The following is a 14,167-nucleotide window of genomic DNA, read 5'->3' on the forward strand; positions in this document are numbered from 1 at the left end:
CCGCGCCGTCGCTTCGAGATCAACGGATTGCGACAGCCGCGTTATCAGAGACTGCCAGTCCGATCAGGGCCTGCCAGTTAATGTTTATGGAATCGGTCGTTCGCATCTGCCCGAGGAATTGCATCATGATTCCAAGTGCCCACCCTTAAGTTAGCGCCTATGGGGATGCCCCCCCCCGCAGCCAAAAAGCCCGGCGTGGCCGGGCTCGGGCAGTCGATCAGGAGAATCGGATATTGAGGCGATAGCGGCCGCGGCGGTCGGACTGGATCAGCTTGCGCCATTCAGGCTGCGTCTTGAACAGGTCCGACATGCGCGTGCAGGAGGAGCCGGCCTCGGCCAGCACCATCTTCCCATGCCGCCATGGCAATTCGCTCGAGGCGGCATCATGGAGAATGCGCACCACGCGCGCCTGGATCGGCCCGAGCAGGAAGGTCCGTTCGCCCAGAATGATCTCGCTGAACTCGTGGCGTTGCTGGAAGACGGTCTCGGATGTCCGTCTTCTGCCGCCCAGCCCATGCCTGGCCTCGGCGCGATGGCGCTCCTCGCGCCGAACGACCAGTTCTTCCTTATGCACCAGGATCCCGTCCTCGGGCTTCAGCACGACGCAATAGCGATCCTTGGGAGCGTCGAAGTGAGAGACCCGGATCGATCCCTCATGGAACAGGCGGTAGACATCATGGGTGCGAAGATCCTGAAGCCCATGGAATGGCGACCGATCCTCGGGAATGGTGAACCACTGTCTGTCGTCTTCCACCTCGTAGCTGCCCTGCTCGAGGAGGGCGCCATAAAGGCGGACCGAGACCTTCAACAGGCCGTTCTCGGCGAGATAGGCCAGATCGCGTGAGAATGGCGGTGCGAAATTAGTCCACGTTAGCGGCGGCATGGTGCTGCTGCGGGCGGCGTAAAAGTCGTCCACCTTTTCCCTTTCTGCGGCTGCAGGGAGGATGGGAGGATCTACAGCGTGGAACTCTATCTCAAGGTTCGTCAGGCCTGTGCTGCTGGTATGAGCCAGCGTCAGGCGGCGACGGAATTCAACATATCGCCGCGCGACACGGTCGCGAAGATGATGACGTTCTCGGTTCCTCCGGGCTACCGGCGGACGGCCGAGGTCAAGCGCCCGAAGCTTGATCCGTTCATCCCGATCATCGAGGATTGGCTGGAGGCGGACCGGACCATGCCGCGCAAGCAGCGGCATACGGCGAAGCGGGTGTTTGACCGGCTTCGCGAGGAATGCGGGTTCACCGGGGGCTACACGATCATCAAGGATTATATCCGGGAACGTAAGCGTCGGGGCCAGGAGGTATTTGTGCCGCTGGCGCATCCCCCGGGGCACGCGCAGGCCGACTTCGGCGAGGCAATGGTTCGGATCGGAGGTGTCGAACAGAAGGCGCATTTCTTCGTGCTGGACTTGCCGCATAGCGACGCCTGCTACGTCCGTGCCTATCCGGCGGCGGTTGCCGAGGCCTGGGTGGACGGTCATGTCCATGCCTTTGCCTTTTTTGGGGCGGTTCCGCAGTCGATCGTCTACGACAATGACCGCTGCCTGGTGGCGAAGATCCTGCCGGATGACACCCGCAAGCGGGCGGCGCTGTTCAGCGGGTTTCTGTCGCATTACCTGATCCGGGATCGCTATGGCCGCCCTGGCAAGGGGAACGACAAAGGCAATGTCGAAGGCTTGGTGGGCTATTGCCGCCGCAACTTCTTGGTGCCGATGCCTGAGTTCGCCAGTTGGGAAGAATTCAACCTCTGGCTGGAGGAGCGTTGCAAGCGGCGTCAGCACGATGTCCTTCGCGGCGAGAGCGAAACGATCGGCGAGCGACTGCAGCGCGATCTCGCCGCGATGCGCCCGCTCCCGGCGGCGCCCTTTGATGCCTGCGATCAAGCGACCGGCCGCGTGTCGTCGCAATCGCTGGTGCGCTACAAGACCAACGACTATTCGGTGCCTGTCGCTTACGGCCATCAGGATGTCTGGATCCGGGGCTATATCCATGAGGTGGTGATCGGCTGCCGGGGCGAAGTGATCGCCCGCCATCCCCGGTGCTGGGATCGCGACGAGATCGTCTTCGACCCGCTCCATTACCTTCCGCTGATCGAGCAGAAGATCAATGCGTTGGATCAGGCGGCACCATTGCAGGACTGGGACCTGCCAGAGGAGTTCGCCACCCTGCGCCGGCTGATGGAGGCACGGATGAACCGGCACGGCCGACGCGAATATGTCCAGGTCCTGCGGCTTCTGGAAACCTTCGATCTGGCCGATCTGCATGCGGCCGTGAGGCAGGCGCTGCAGATGGGGGCGATCGGCTTCGATGCGGTGAAGCATCTCTTGTTGTGCCGGGTGGAGCGCCGGCCACCCCGGCTGGATCTGGACTGCTATCCCTACCTGCCCAGGGCCAGGGTCGAGAAGACCGAGGCCCGCTCCTACATGCGGCTGCTGTCTGTCAATGCGGAGGGCGTGGCATGAGCGACGCCCCGGAAATCCTGCTTGCCCATCACCTCAAGACGCTGAAACTGCCGACCTTCCTACGAGAACACCAGAAACTGGCCCGGCAATGTGCGGCGGAAGGCGTGGACCATGTCCGATATCTCGCCCGGCTCGTCGAACTGGAACTGATCGATCGGGAACGGCGGATGGTCGAGCGGCGCATCAAGGCCGCCAGGTTCCCGGCCGTCAAAAGCCTGGACAGCTTCGACTTCACGGCCATCCCGAAGCTCAACAAGATGCAGGTGCTGGAACTGGCCCGGTGCGAATGGATCGAGCGGCGCCAGAACATTATTGCTCTCGGCCCCAGTGGCACGGGCAAGACGCACATCTCGCTCGGCCTTGGTCTGGCCGCCTGCCAGAAGGGCCTGTCCGTCGGCTTCACCACCGCCGCGGCCCTGGTCAGCGAGATGATGGAGGCCCGCGACGAGCGCCGTTTGCTCCGCCTTCAGAAGCAGATGGCCGGATACAAGCTTCTCATCATCGACGAACTCGGCTTCGTGCCCTTGTCGAAAACCGGCGCCGAACTCCTGTTCGAGCTGATCTCGCAACGCTACGAGCGCGGATCGACCCTGATCACCAGCAATCTGCCTTTTGACGAATGGACCGAGACATTCGGCTCCGAACGCCTCACCGGCGCGCTTCTCGACAGGCTGACCCACCACGTCAGCATTCTCGAAATGAATGGCCAGAGCTATCGTCTCGCCCAAAGCCGCGCCCGAAAGGCCGGCTGACCCCTTTCAAAAAATACCAACGGCACAAGCACGGAACTCTGGTCGGGCTACGCCCTCCCGACGTTCCGTGCTTGTGCCGCTAACTGGCAGACTTTTGCGCCGCCGCGTGGCCGGGTTTTACTCCGCCGTTGACAGCCAAGACCTCGCGCGCCGGCGGGGTCTCGGCCACGAAGGGAACGGCACGCACCGGGAACCGCTCGCCCCACTGGCGTGCCGGCCCGAGATCGACATGGATGAACCCCGATCTCGGGTAGAAGCCGAAGCCGAGGAATCCGACCTCGCGCGCCGCGGCCTCGAAAGCCACCGGGTCGTGGTTCGCCATGGCGATATCGAAGGCGGCGCCGTCGAGGTGCTTCGATCGGGTCGCGCCGCCCACGGCGCGGTTGTGCTCGGGGCTGCGATAGGCGGAACGCACGATCAGCGGCTTGCCGAGCCGGTCGCGCAGCGCCTGCAGCTTGTCGAGCGCAGGTTCGTTGATGAGCAGCTTGCCAGTGCCCCTGCATGCGATTTCGGCCGGGCTGAAGTTCGGCCAGCGCCAGGTGCTCTCCGGCACGTCGCGCCAGTGGCGGTGGAAAGTCGTGGTCATGGGGTCCTCCAGAAAAGAGTTTCCGGCCCCTCGCAGGGCTCGGTGCGTTCGCCGCTCGGGAAGGTCCACTGGACCTTCCCGTCTGCCTGCCAAGCAGACCACGGCTCACCCCGCCACGAGGGCGGGTGCGGTTGGGCTGATGGGTTTGGGTGTTGAGCGGCTACGGGCCGCCGCCGAAGATCTTCAGCTTGATGGCGATGCCCGCGAGCAGCGCCAGCATGACGGCGGTGGTGATCATGCGGACGGCGGTCTGCATGGCGGTGCGGCGCACCAGCCGGATGCAATCGACCAAGGATCGCAGGTCGCGGATGTCGAGCGCGGCCTCGTCGCCGTCGAGCCCGACATCGGCCAGCGCGCGCTTCGCGCCTTCCTCGGCCGCCCGGGTCAGGATCGCCTCGAACTCGGCGTCGGGCATGCGCACGAAGCCCTCGGATCGGGGTGGGTTCATCGGGTCCTCCTTCCGCCGCTCAGCCGACCTTGCAGCCCCAGAAGGACGTGTGGTCGGCGGCGAAGTAGCCGTCCGCGACCCGGAAATACCCCTGCAGCTCGACGGTGTCGCCCGCGGTCAGCGGCACCATGGTCTGCAGCCAGATCGCGGTGGCGAGCGAGACGTGGGTGGCGGAGATTTCGCCAAGTGAGCCGCGAATTTCCGTGGTGCCATTCAGCACGAGCCGGCCGCTCATCCGCGCGGTCGTACTGGCGTTGACCTTGTAGAGCAGCGTCGCGCCGAAGAGGTATGTGCCATCCGAAGGCGCCACGAAATTGTTGTTCGCGGCGTCGAAGGCGCCCTGATCGTTGTAGTCGGTGTTGTTCAGGCCAATCTTCGTCCAGGTTCCGACGCCCACGTAGTTGTCGTAGTTCGTGTACGCCTTGAACCGCGGCAGTCGGGGCTGATCGACGATGCCGGTGGCGTTGTTGACGCTCAGCCCGTCGAAGAAGGTGCTGCCGTCGGCCGAGACTGCCAGCCGAAACCGGTCGGAGCCGAACAGCCCCACCAGCGCCTTGGTCACGAAGCCGGTCTGCAGCGTAAGGCCGAGATCGTCGCCCGCAGCCTCCTTGTTCATGGTGTAGAACAGGTTGCCAGTCCCGCCCTCGGCCACGGTCTTCGCCGTCCAGAGCGCGGCGTTCAGCTTGGCCGAGAACGGATTCGACGCATCCGCCGTCGTGCCCAGCCCGAGCAGCGCCATGTTCTGCAGCGCATCCGGGGTGGCCCCGATCCAGCCCGCGCCGTCGTAGATCAGCAGCAGACCCTCGTCTTCGACCCAAGCCCGCCACCCGGTCCGAGGCGGCAGGCGCAGCCACGCGCCGTCGGTCCAGAGCGCGACGTTCAGGTCCCAGCCCGCCCAGTCGCCCGTCGCGCCGGTGGCGACGATGTAGCGGTCGCCGTCGGCCGGAGAACCGGGCGGAGCCGTCAAATCCCGGTCGAGGACGGAGAGCTGGACGAGACCGTCGAGGATCCGCAGCGCCTCATTGTGGGTGACATGCTTCTGGGCCTGCGCCGCGAGGATGTAGGGCAGCAGGAGATGGGTCGTGGAGTCGGACATGGGATGGCCTTCAGAGTCTCAGCGTGACGGTTTTCTGCGCGCCCCGTCCCACGAGGGCGGAGAGCTGGTAGATGCGGATGTCGAGCGTGTCGCCGGGGCCGAGCGGCGCGCCCCAGTCGGCACTCTGCTGGGCGGCGGTGTAGACCGCGCTGGTGGTGGTCGTACTGAGGACCCGTTTCACGGTGGCGCCATCGAGGATCTCGACCTCGTAGGCTTCGAGCTCCTCGGCCAGCGGCACCTCGAGTCCGCCCCAGCTGTCGGCCGCGAGTGCCCGGGACCGGCGTGTCCAGCGGATCGTCAGATCGCCGGGCGTGCGCGGCGTGCGCCATGGCTGCTCGACATGCGCGACCGAGAACGGCCGCAGCCCCACGCCCTCAGGCGGGAAGGCCTGCGCCACATAGGTCTCGTCGCTGACCGGGCGGCTCGCCGGGCCGATGCGCCAGTTCCATGGGATGCCGAGATCAGCCTCGGCGATCGGCAGCGATGCGAGGCTGTCGTCGATCACCGCGACGCGGGCGCCCGCAGGCGCCGGATTACCCATCGCACCCTCGGTGCCGCGCTGACCGCGCAGCAAGCGGGTCACCCGATACCGACCCGGCGCCAACAGCTCGGCCGCACCCGCCTGCACGATCTCCCAGACGCCGGGCGCACTTTCGATCGCGAGTGCGTTCGCCCCGCCGAACAGCGTCAGGTCCGTGACGCTTTCGAGCGTGCCGGTCAGCAGATCGACCACCAGCGCATTGCCGAGATCGAAGCGCGCGGTGGGGCCCTGATAGAAGTCCGAGACCAGCGCCCCGATCCGGGCGCGGCTGCCGAACGTGGTCAGCAGATCGAACCCGTCCGTGGACGGGCTGCGGAACACCGCCATCTCGCCCGGCCAGGGAACCGCGTGGGCGGCGACCAGCGGCCGATGCGCGGGCTGGTCCTCGGTCAGCTGCGGCAGGTCCATCAGCACCGCATCCGGCGCGCCGAACACGACAGCCCGCGTCAGCGACGCCGCGCGCGGATCGCCGGGCGGCAGATCGTAGGTCGCGCGGTCCTGGCGGACCGCCTCGATGCCGCGCGCCTCGGCGTCGGCGATGGAGACGAGCCGCAGATCCACCAGCCGCCCGTCATGGGCGAGCCGGATCGCGTCGGCCGGATCCAGCGCCAGGCGCGAGGGCGGCAGACGGAAGGCCGCCGTCTCGCGCCCGACCCACGCCTCCATCAATGCGCGGCGGCATCGCCGCTCGGCTTCCTCGGGCGGAACGGCCATCGGGAAGGACTCGGACGCGATCCGCGTTGTGTCCACCGTGATGCGCCGCGCCTCAACGAGGGCCGCGTCGTAATCCTCGTCGGCGCGGGCGACCTGCCATTTCAACGCCTGCGGCAGCTCGGTCTCCTGGCCGCGCGTCAGTTCCAGCAAGTCGCCCTCACGGGCGGCCACGAGATCGTCGGCACCGAGCGTGGCGACGGAGGCCCGGCCGCGCATGATGAAACGGATCACGCCCTCGGTCTCCACGGCGTCGAAGCCGAAGTGGCGCGACAGCGTGGTGATCGAGGCGCGCGGGCTTTCGAGCGCGCCGATGGCGTAGCCCTCGACCGCGCCCCAGAGACCGGAGACGTCGATCCGGTCCTCGGGCAGCCCGGCGCGTAGGCAGAGGTGCCGGACCAGAGCCGCGAGCGACACCGCGCCGAGCCGCCCGGTCAGCCAGTGGCCGAGCCGCCAGTTCGCCCCGTCCGTCCAGACGTCGGTCAGCGCCGGAAAGAACGGATAGGGCCGCGCGTCCCAGGTCCAGGCGGCGCATTCCGGCACATGCACCATGCGGCCGCCATAGACCGAGGACAGCGGATTGTTCGCGGCCTCGCCCCACCAGAGATAGGTCGCCTCGAGATACGCCCGCTGGATAGCGTCGTCGCGCCATCCGCGCGAGAAATGCGGCGTGAAGCTCTCGGATGACTTCGGGTCGAAGAAGACGTTCGGCTGGTTGGTGCCCCGGTCGATGGCCGGACAGCCGAGTTCGGTGAACCAGATCGGCTTGGACTGCGGCGCCCATGCCGTCGGCGTTCCGGACTCGACCCCGCCCGGGCGGTCGTAATGCGCGTTCGACCACCAGGCGCGCAGATCCTTGTAGCGAAAGACCCAAGGCTTGCTGGCCGCGCCGTCGGTGATCGGGGTCCGCACCTGCCCGGTGCGATCCGTCGCACTGGCATAGAACCAGTCGACGCCTTCGCCGCCCGCGATGTTCCCCTGCAGGTAGGCCTGGTCGTAGATCGCGGGCCAGCCCTCGGCCGCGTCGGCATGCTCGAAGCCGTCGCGCCAGTCCGAGAGCGGCATGTAGTTGTCGATCCCGACGAAATCGATCTCCGGATCCGCCCAGAGCGGATCGAGGTGAAAGAACACGTCGCCACTGCCGTCGCCCGGCTGGTGCCCAAAATACTCCGACCAGTCGGCCGCATAGCCGATCTTCGTCCCGGACCCGAGGATCGAGCGCACATCCGCGAGGAGGTCCCGGTAGGCCAGCACCGCCGGATAGCTGCTGGCGCTCGAGCGGATCGTCGTCAGCCCCGGCATCTCGGTGCCGATCAGGAATGCGTCGACCCCGCCCGCCGCCGCGCAGAGATGGGCGTAGTACAGCACCATGCGGCGCAGGCCCCAGTCGCCCGATGGCCCGGTCCAGGAGACCGACTGACCCGAGACGCTGAAGCTCGCGGGCGTCGCCGCGCCGAACAGCGCCGCGACCTGACTTTCGGCCGTTGCGGTCTTGTCCACGGTCCCGGCGAAACCTGCTGCTGGAGAACAGGTGATCCGGCCCCTCCAGGGAAAGGCAGGCTGGCCCGATGCGGCGGCATTGTCGGAATACGGGTTGGGCAGCGTGTTGCCCGGCGGCACGTCCATCAGGATGAACGGATAGAAGGTCACGCGCAGCCCGCGCGCCTTCATCTCCTGGATCGCCTGCAACACGGAGAAGTCGGACGGCGTGCCGCCATAGACCGGGCGATCCTGATCGTCTCGGCTGACGAGGAAGGCGCTGGCGCGGCTGACGCCATTGACCGACCAGCTGACCGGCGTGGTCGACTTGGCCGACACTTCGACGCCGGGCCGTACCTTGCAGGAGCCCGCGCGCAGATCGTCGCCGAACCACGCCACCACGAGGCTGACGCTTTCGACTGCCGGGGCCATCGCCTGCAGCCGGTCGAGCGCCTCCACCATGTCGGTGGAGTCTGCCAGCGCGTTCAGGTTCTCGGGCACTGTCGCGCCGCCGTCGGTCTTGCGGATCGCCTGCGTCGCGTAGGTGAACTCGCCCGAGGCCGGGATCAAGGTGACGGCGCGGGTCAGCCCCTCGGCGGTGTCGGCGTCGGCGAGCGGCCGAAACACCTCGAAGGAGAGCTGCGGCAGGCGGTTGCCGTAGGTCGAGAGCGCCAGCTCCTCGAAGACGACATAGGCCGTGCCGCGATAGGCGGGCGTGTTGGCCGCTCCCATCCTGGCCGCGATTAACGGGTCCGCCGTCTGGGTTTCGTCGCCCGGATACCAGCGCCAGGTGACGCCGGAGAGGTCCATCGGCTTGCCGTCGGCCCAGATGCGGCCGATGCCGGTGATACCCCGCCCTGCCGGGCCTCCTCCGCCTCCATTCTCTCCACCGGAGAGAATGGTCCCTGCGGGACCGGCTTCGGAGCCCTCGCAGAGCGCGACCGCGAAGGAGGCGTAGTAGAGATACTCGGTCGTCTTGACCTTGCCGCCCCCGCCGCCCTTGCCGCCGCCCTGCGTGGTGGTCTTCGTCTCCTCGCGGAAATCCGTCGCCCAGATGATGTTGCCGCCCATGCGCATGCGCCCATAGAGCCGCGGGATCACCGCGCCCTCGGTTGAGGACGTGATCCGCAAGCTGTCGAGCCGCGCGCCCTCTGGACCTGCACCGCTTCTGTTCCGGTCAGGTGCTCATGTTAAGCGGCCCTCTGCTCGAAGGCCACGGGTGATTTCCAGCCGAGGGCTGAGTGTTTGCGGCGCGGGTTGTAGAAGCCATTGATGTATTCGAAGAGGGCGATCTCGACGTCGCGTCGGGTGTGCCATTCGCGCCTCCAGACCAGTTCGGCCTTCAGGGACTTGAAGAAGCTCTCGACGGCCGAGTTATCATAGCAGTTGCCCTTGCCGCTCATTGATACCTTGAACCCGTTTTTGCGGAGAAGTTTCTGGTAGTCATGGGCGCAGTATTGCGCGCCGCGATCCGTGTGATGAATACAGCCTGGTGGCGGGCGGCGCAGGGCAACAGCCATGTTCAGCGCCCTGATCGCCAGATCCTGTTTCATCCTGTTGCTGATAGCCCAGCCAATCACGCGCCTCGAGAACAGGTCGATGATGACGGCCAGATAAACCCAGCCCTCACGCGTCCAGATGTAGGTGATGTCGCCCGCCCACTTCTGGTTCGGGGCACTCGCCGAAAAGTCCTGTTGCAAGAGGTTCGGCGCGATGTTGAAGGCGTGATCGCTGTCGGTGGTGCGCTTGAACTTGCGGCTGCGGATGATGCGGATGCCGTTCTGGCGCATCAGACGGCCTACCCGACGCTGTCCGACCCGCAGGCCCAGCTCGTTCAACTCTTCGGTCATCCGCGGCCTGCCGTAGCTGCCCAGGCTCAGCCGATGCTGTTCGCGGATATGCGCCAGGATCACCATGTCGCGCCGCTGACGGATGGACGGGGGCCTGCGCAGCCACGCGCGCAACCCGCGATCCGTTACGCCCATCATGCGACAGAGATGGCTGCGCGAAAGGCTGCCCCGATAGCTGGCAATGAACTGAAACCTCACGGCTTTTGAGCCGCGAAGAACTGAGCCGCCTTTTTTAATACTTCCCTCTCCTCGCGCAATATACGGTTCTCTTTCCGCAGCCGTTCATTCTCGCGCAGAAGATCGGCGTCCCGGTCAGGCACCTTCGCCTCATCGGAAATCGCCCGTATCCACTTGCCGAGCGTCGAAAGCCCAACCCCAAGATCAGACGCAACCTGACGTCTCGTCAGGCCGCTGGTGAGCGCGATGCGAACCGCATCCCGCTTGAACTCGTCGCCGTGTGTCGCTGCCATATCCTGTCTCCTTTGGTGAGAGCATCGCTCTCAGAAGACCGGAACGAAACCGGGGCAGGTCCAAAGCTCTCGGCGTCACGCGCCATGATGGTTATGTTGACGCCTCCGCCTGCGCCGTAGCTCTGCGCCTCGCGCCGCGACAGCACGCGCTCGCCCCGCTGCAGGATCGCAGGAACCTCGTCGTGGCGCAGCGCACTGAACGACAGCCTCGATCTCGGCGCGGTGCTGGTAGTGGTAGCGTAGTGGCGAGAGCGTGACCTCCGGCTCGCCTGGCTCGCCGTCGCGCAGGATCAGCAGGCCTTCGGCCGGGACGCGCTCGGGCAGCACCTCACCGCGCAGGGCGGTGGCGGGCAGCGCCAAGAGCCGCGCGTGCAGCGCGGCGAGGATGGTTTCGCGGGGAGTGGGCATGGTTTACGGGCTGTCTGGGTTTTTGGGATGAGCCTTCCGGTCATCCGGGTGTAGGAGAGAGCGATCTTCCTCGATCTCGGAGTAGACCCAGACCATCCTGTCCAGGAGCCAAAGCTTCGACAGCATTGCGATAGCAACGCCAGTCATCGTCAGGGACAGATTCAACGCCGCAAGCCCGACGACCAGAAACACTGCGCCTGTCGACGTCGCAATCGTCAGGGCTCTGACCACCGGGACATGATGCGCGAGCGCCGCGTCCTTGCCCCGCAGCAGCCAGATGCGCTCGCCTAGGACACCCTTCGACATCCAGTTGTTGGTGGACGCCGGAGGTGGGAACAGGCGCGGGTTCAACCATGTCCAGATCAGCACTGCGCCTATTGGAAGCAGCGCCCACCAACCAATCCAGACGCGACTCCAGACGGCAACGGCAAGCAGGGGCAGGATCGAAACCCGCGACCAGCCACTCCAGGGATTCGCATGCCGCGCCCAGACTGTAGCGTTCATGGCCATGATCCGTTCGGCGCCAAAGCCGTTTAGCATTTCTGTGCCCCCGATCCTGCCAAATTACTGTAGCGCCGATGCAGGTCGTTGTCCGCCCGCCGGAGGTCCTGCCATTAGCCGATCCGCCCCTCGACCCAGTTCGCCACGATCAGCCCCGGCACGCTGTCCACCGCTCTCTCCGCATCCCGCGCCAGATCCAGCCGCTTGGGCAGCTTCACCTGCGGGACCAGCAGGAAGATCGGCGCGGTGACCTTGCCGCGTCCGGTCTTCGAGCGCGACACCACCGCCTGGCCCTTCGTGTTCAGCCGCCCCTCGGCCACCAGCAGGCTCGGACCGGTGCGGCGATAGACGAAGCGCAGCCGCAGCCCGCGTCGCCGTTCCCACTCGCCAGGAGTGATCCGGCCGCCGCGCAGGGACTTGCCCGCGGCGGGCAGCGGGATCGCCAGCCAGAACCCGTTTTTCGAGCGGATCAGCGGCCCGGCGTCATGCGCGCCGACGATGACCGGCGCCTTGGACCAGACCAGAGCTGCGGCGTCCAGGCTCTCGCCCGACCTCGGGAAGGTCTGGCTCCGGATCGAATTGGCGAGCCGTGTGCCGAGCCCCGCGCCGGTGATCTGCAACCGCCACGCCGACTTCAGCCCGGTCCCGGCCTCGCGCATGGCGGCGGTCACGGCGCGTTCGCCCGCGGCGACCTCAGCCGCCATCATCGCGACGATGTCGGGATCGATGTCGAGCTTCAGTTTCACGCGGGCCTCAGATCCACGGTCCAGACGAGCCGCTCGCGGTCGCGGACGGGCTCGCCCTGAATGAGGAAGGCGTCCCCATCGATCTCGATCCTATCGCCGGGACGCGGGTTCGCCACCTCGGCGACGCGCAGGTCGATCCGCGTGGTCTCGGACCAGAGCCGCGCATCGCCGAAGTCGGTGACCGCATCGGCACGCCGGGCGACGACGCGCACCAGGACGGGCGTGCCGCCGTCGGCGATGTAGACCGCGTCCCGGCCGATGTTCGGATCGGCGAAGAGCGCACCGACGGCGGCGGCGAAGGCGCTCATCAGAAGGCCGCGTTCAGCCGTACCCGGCCGATGGTATCGCTCGCGCCGCTCGCCACCGCCTCGACGGCCACGCCGATGAGGGTGTTGTCGGTGGCAACCGTGGTGCAGCGCTTGTTGGTGTCGTCCCAATAGATCTTGGCGCCGACGGTCCAGGCCTGGGAGCCGACCTTGGTGATGTCGAACACGCCGACGAGCGAGGTCTCGACGGGCTCGCCGAGGGCGGCCGCTCCGGCGGCGATGCCGAAGATGGAGCCGACGAGCAGACCATCGCCGGAGGCGACGGCATAGGGCGCGGTCAGGGTGATGGTGTTGCCGGGCTGGACGAAGTTTTTCATGGACGTGATCCTCGTGGAAAGACGAAGGGCGGCCCGTCAGGACCGCCCGTGTGTCAGGGTTCAGGATGGGTGCGTTACGCGCCCGGGTTCTTGTAGAGACCGCGCCAGTCGATCGCCTTGGCGCCGAAGTCGAGGCGGCACTTGATCTCGACGCCGTCGACGTCGAAGCCGTTGCGCGTCTCGATGTAGGCGCCCTGCTGACCCTCGAGATAGGCGTACTCGATGGTGTCGATCTGGTTCGGGCTGGCCGCGAGATACCAGGCGGTCTCGCTGGCCGCGTCGAGCCGGGGCTCGCTGATCGGCGCCAGTGTGCGGATCGACTGCGGCACCACGCTGGACGTCGCGGCGGGCACGAGGTTCTGCGCGACCAGCTGCTCGGCCTTCAGTTCCAACGAGGCGGGCACGATCAGGAAGGCGGGCCGGACGTTCAGCACCGTCTTCTTGTCGAGGCCCGTCTGCTTGGCCATCGCCGCCCGCGCCGCGCCCACCGCATCGACCGCCAGCGCCGCGCCGGTGCCCGCGAGGTTCTTGTGCGTGGTGTGGAACAGCGCGTTGCCGTCGGCCATGGCCGGGTTCGAGGTAATGATGCCCCAGACCACGTCCGACTCCAGCTGCGCGATGGAATTGCCGTACATTGCCGGGATCCGGGTGAAGGCGTCGAGATCATCGTTGATCAGCGTCTGGCGCATGACCCCGTCGCGCACCTGTGGCCAGACGAACTTGCCGCCCTCGAGCCGCTTGTGAACCAGCACTATCCCGGTCTGATCCCAGATCAAGAGCTTGATCCGATCCGCCCGCTTCGCTCGGAACACAAAGGCGGCTCCGCAGAACGGGTCTCTGGATAGTCCGGACCGGTTGTCCATGGCGCGACTTGCCGGCGGATTTCGGCAAGTGGAACTCAGTGTTCAAGCGGTTCCGGCGATGGGTAAAGGCCGATGCGTTCTACCGCATGTTCCGAGCCCTGGCTGAAGATGCCGATTTTGGATACGCCATGATCGACGGCAGCATCGTCAAGGTTCACCGCCACGGACAGGGCGCAAAAGGGGGACGCAAAGCCAGGCCATCGGGCGCTCTCGCGGAGGGATAACAACCAAGATCATGGCTTTGGCCGATGCGGTCGGCAACCTGACCGACTTTCGGCTGCTGCCGGGACAGGCCCATGATCTGCGCGGCACAGGGGCGCTGATCGATGGCCTGACGTGTGGCCAACTTCTTGCCGACCGGGCGTTCGATGCCGATTGGCTGCGCGAGGCGCTAACCGGTGCAGGGATCGAGCCGGTCATTCCGCCAAAGTCCAACCGCCGCTTCCCCGCCGAATTCGACCGCGAAACCTGCAAGTGGCGGCACCTGATCGAGAACCTCTTCGGCAGGCTCAAGGAATACAGAGGCATCGCCATGCGCTGCTGCAAGACTGATGAAAGTTTCAGCGCCTTCATTGCTCTCGCCGCAACCGTCATCCGACTCCGGTGAACGTC

14 protein-coding genes and 2 pseudogenes are annotated in these 14,167 nt (G+C 66.3%); 3 read left to right on the plus strand and 13 right to left on the minus strand.

The features are described 5' to 3' along the window. Nucleotides 1-217 precede the first annotated feature (217 nt). Nucleotides 218-916 (minus strand): hypothetical protein, encoded by a 699-nt coding sequence (locus FNJ84_RS17820; RefSeq protein ID WP_036732777.1) that lies wholly within the window; start codon nt 914-916, stop codon nt 218-220. 87 nt (nt 917-1,003) lie between these two features. On the opposite strand from FNJ84_RS17820, the gene istA reads away from it, so the two are divergent. Continuing rightward, complete coding sequence (istA, locus tag FNJ84_RS17825; protein WP_051578232.1) at nt 1,004-2,461, plus strand: IS21-like element ISPve1 family transposase; 1,458 nt, start codon at nt 1,004-1,006, stop codon at nt 2,459-2,461. Continuing rightward, nucleotides 2,458-3,213: an IS21-like element ISPve1 family helper ATPase IstB gene (gene istB / locus FNJ84_RS17830; protein WP_028720244.1), complete on the plus strand. Its 756-nt coding sequence runs from the start codon at nt 2,458-2,460 to the stop codon at nt 3,211-3,213. Before istA ends, istB begins: the two co-directional genes overlap by 4 nt. A gap of 100 nt (nt 3,214-3,313) precedes the next feature. Here the strand turns inward: istB and FNJ84_RS17835 are convergent. The 12 genes and pseudogenes from FNJ84_RS17835 to FNJ84_RS22450 form a co-directional block, all read right to left on the minus strand. Then, nucleotides 3,314-3,799, minus strand: a pseudogene (locus tag FNJ84_RS17835) (YcbK family protein); the annotation flags it as partial. Between the two features lie 160 nt (nt 3,800-3,959). Continuing rightward, nucleotides 3,960-4,247 (minus strand): DUF6127 family protein, encoded by a 288-nt coding sequence (locus tag FNJ84_RS17840; protein WP_028720243.1) that lies wholly within the window; start codon nt 4,245-4,247, stop codon nt 3,960-3,962. A gap of 19 nt (nt 4,248-4,266) precedes the next feature. Further along, a complete protein-coding gene (locus FNJ84_RS17845; RefSeq protein WP_143794658.1) occupies nt 4,267-5,343 on the minus strand; it encodes a DUF2793 domain-containing protein in 1,077 nt (358 codons plus the stop codon). A 10-nt stretch (nt 5,344-5,353) separates the two neighbouring features. Next, on the minus strand, nt 5,354-9,205 hold the full coding sequence (locus FNJ84_RS17850; protein ID WP_370454609.1) for a glycoside hydrolase TIM-barrel-like domain-containing protein: 3,852 nt from the start codon (nt 9,203-9,205) through the stop codon (nt 5,354-5,356). Between the two features lie 59 nt (nt 9,206-9,264). Then, nucleotides 9,265-10,394, minus strand: a protein-coding gene (locus tag FNJ84_RS17855; protein WP_370454610.1) for an IS3 family transposase whose coding sequence is annotated in 2 segments (ribosomal slippage) — nt 9,265-10,148 and nt 10,148-10,394 — 1,131 coding nt in all. Because the reading frame shifts where the segments join, the coding sequence is not laid out codon by codon here. Nucleotides 10,395-10,580: 186 nt separating this feature from the next. Next, nucleotides 10,581-10,802 (minus strand): annotated as a pseudogene (locus FNJ84_RS22445) (acyl-CoA transferase); the annotation flags it as partial. 3 nt (nt 10,803-10,805) lie between these two features. Beyond that, nucleotides 10,806-11,342, minus strand: coding sequence for a DUF6653 family protein (locus FNJ84_RS17865; RefSeq protein WP_052174853.1), 537 nt, complete (start codon nt 11,340-11,342; stop codon nt 10,806-10,808). Between the two features lie 74 nt (nt 11,343-11,416). Next, nucleotides 11,417-12,049 (minus strand): DUF6441 family protein, encoded by a 633-nt coding sequence (locus FNJ84_RS17870; RefSeq protein ID WP_089389384.1) that lies wholly within the window; start codon nt 12,047-12,049, stop codon nt 11,417-11,419. Beyond that, the gene (locus FNJ84_RS17875; RefSeq protein WP_036707952.1) at nt 12,046-12,357 is read right to left on the minus strand and encodes a hypothetical protein; all 312 of its coding nucleotides are present in this window, start codon (nt 12,355-12,357) and stop codon (nt 12,046-12,048) included. Before FNJ84_RS17875 ends, FNJ84_RS17870 begins: the two co-directional genes overlap by 4 nt. Beyond that, entirely contained in the window at nt 12,357-12,692 is a 336-nt protein-coding gene (locus FNJ84_RS17880) for a DUF2190 family protein (RefSeq protein ID WP_036707950.1), read from the minus strand. Before FNJ84_RS17880 ends, FNJ84_RS17875 begins: the two co-directional genes overlap by 1 nt. Nucleotides 12,693-12,766: 74 nt before the next feature. Next, complete coding sequence (gene tnpB, locus FNJ84_RS17885) at nt 12,767-13,555, minus strand: IS66 family insertion sequence element accessory protein TnpB (protein ID WP_081962565.1); 789 nt, start codon at nt 13,553-13,555, stop codon at nt 12,767-12,769. A gap of 35 nt (nt 13,556-13,590) precedes the next feature. Continuing rightward, nucleotides 13,591-13,719, minus strand: a complete 129-nt coding sequence (locus FNJ84_RS22450; protein ID WP_255435433.1) for a hypothetical protein — start codon at nt 13,717-13,719, stop codon at nt 13,591-13,593. On the opposite strand from FNJ84_RS22450, the gene FNJ84_RS17895 reads away from it, so the two are divergent. Next, complete coding sequence (locus FNJ84_RS17895; RefSeq protein WP_131023395.1) at nt 13,677-14,162, plus strand: IS5 family transposase; 486 nt, start codon at nt 13,677-13,679, stop codon at nt 14,160-14,162. The genes FNJ84_RS22450 and FNJ84_RS17895 overlap by 43 nt on opposite strands. Nucleotides 14,163-14,167: the final 5 nt, after the last annotated feature.

The organism is Paracoccus sp. M683, from assembly GCF_007096355.1.
Classification (GTDB): Bacteria; Pseudomonadota; Alphaproteobacteria; order Rhodobacterales; family Rhodobacteraceae; genus Paracoccus.

What these genes read in the sequence shown, in the direction of transcription:
- istA (WP_051578232.1), top strand. Translation starts at nt 1,004, where the DNA reads ATGAGCCAGCGTCAGGCGGCGACGGAATTCAACATATCGCCGCGCGAC.
- istB (WP_028720244.1), top strand. Translation starts at nt 2,458, where the DNA reads ATGAGCGACGCCCCGGAAATCCTGCTTGCCCATCACCTCAAGACGCTG.
- FNJ84_RS17840 (WP_028720243.1), bottom strand. Translation starts at nt 4,247, where the DNA reads ATGAACCCACCCCGATCCGAGGGCTTCGTGCGCATGCCCGACGCCGAG.
- FNJ84_RS17845 (WP_143794658.1), bottom strand. Translation starts at nt 5,343, where the DNA reads ATGTCCGACTCCACGACCCATCTCCTGCTGCCCTACATCCTCGCGGCG.
- FNJ84_RS17865 (WP_052174853.1), bottom strand. Translation starts at nt 11,342, where the DNA reads ATGCTAAACGGCTTTGGCGCCGAACGGATCATGGCCATGAACGCTACA.
- FNJ84_RS17875 (WP_036707952.1), bottom strand. Translation starts at nt 12,357, where the DNA reads ATGAGCGCCTTCGCCGCCGCCGTCGGTGCGCTCTTCGCCGATCCGAAC.
- FNJ84_RS17880 (WP_036707950.1), bottom strand. Translation starts at nt 12,692, where the DNA reads ATGAAAAACTTCGTCCAGCCCGGCAACACCATCACCCTGACCGCGCCC.
- tnpB (WP_081962565.1), bottom strand. Translation starts at nt 13,555, where the DNA reads ATGGACAACCGGTCCGGACTATCCAGAGACCCGTTCTGCGGAGCCGCC.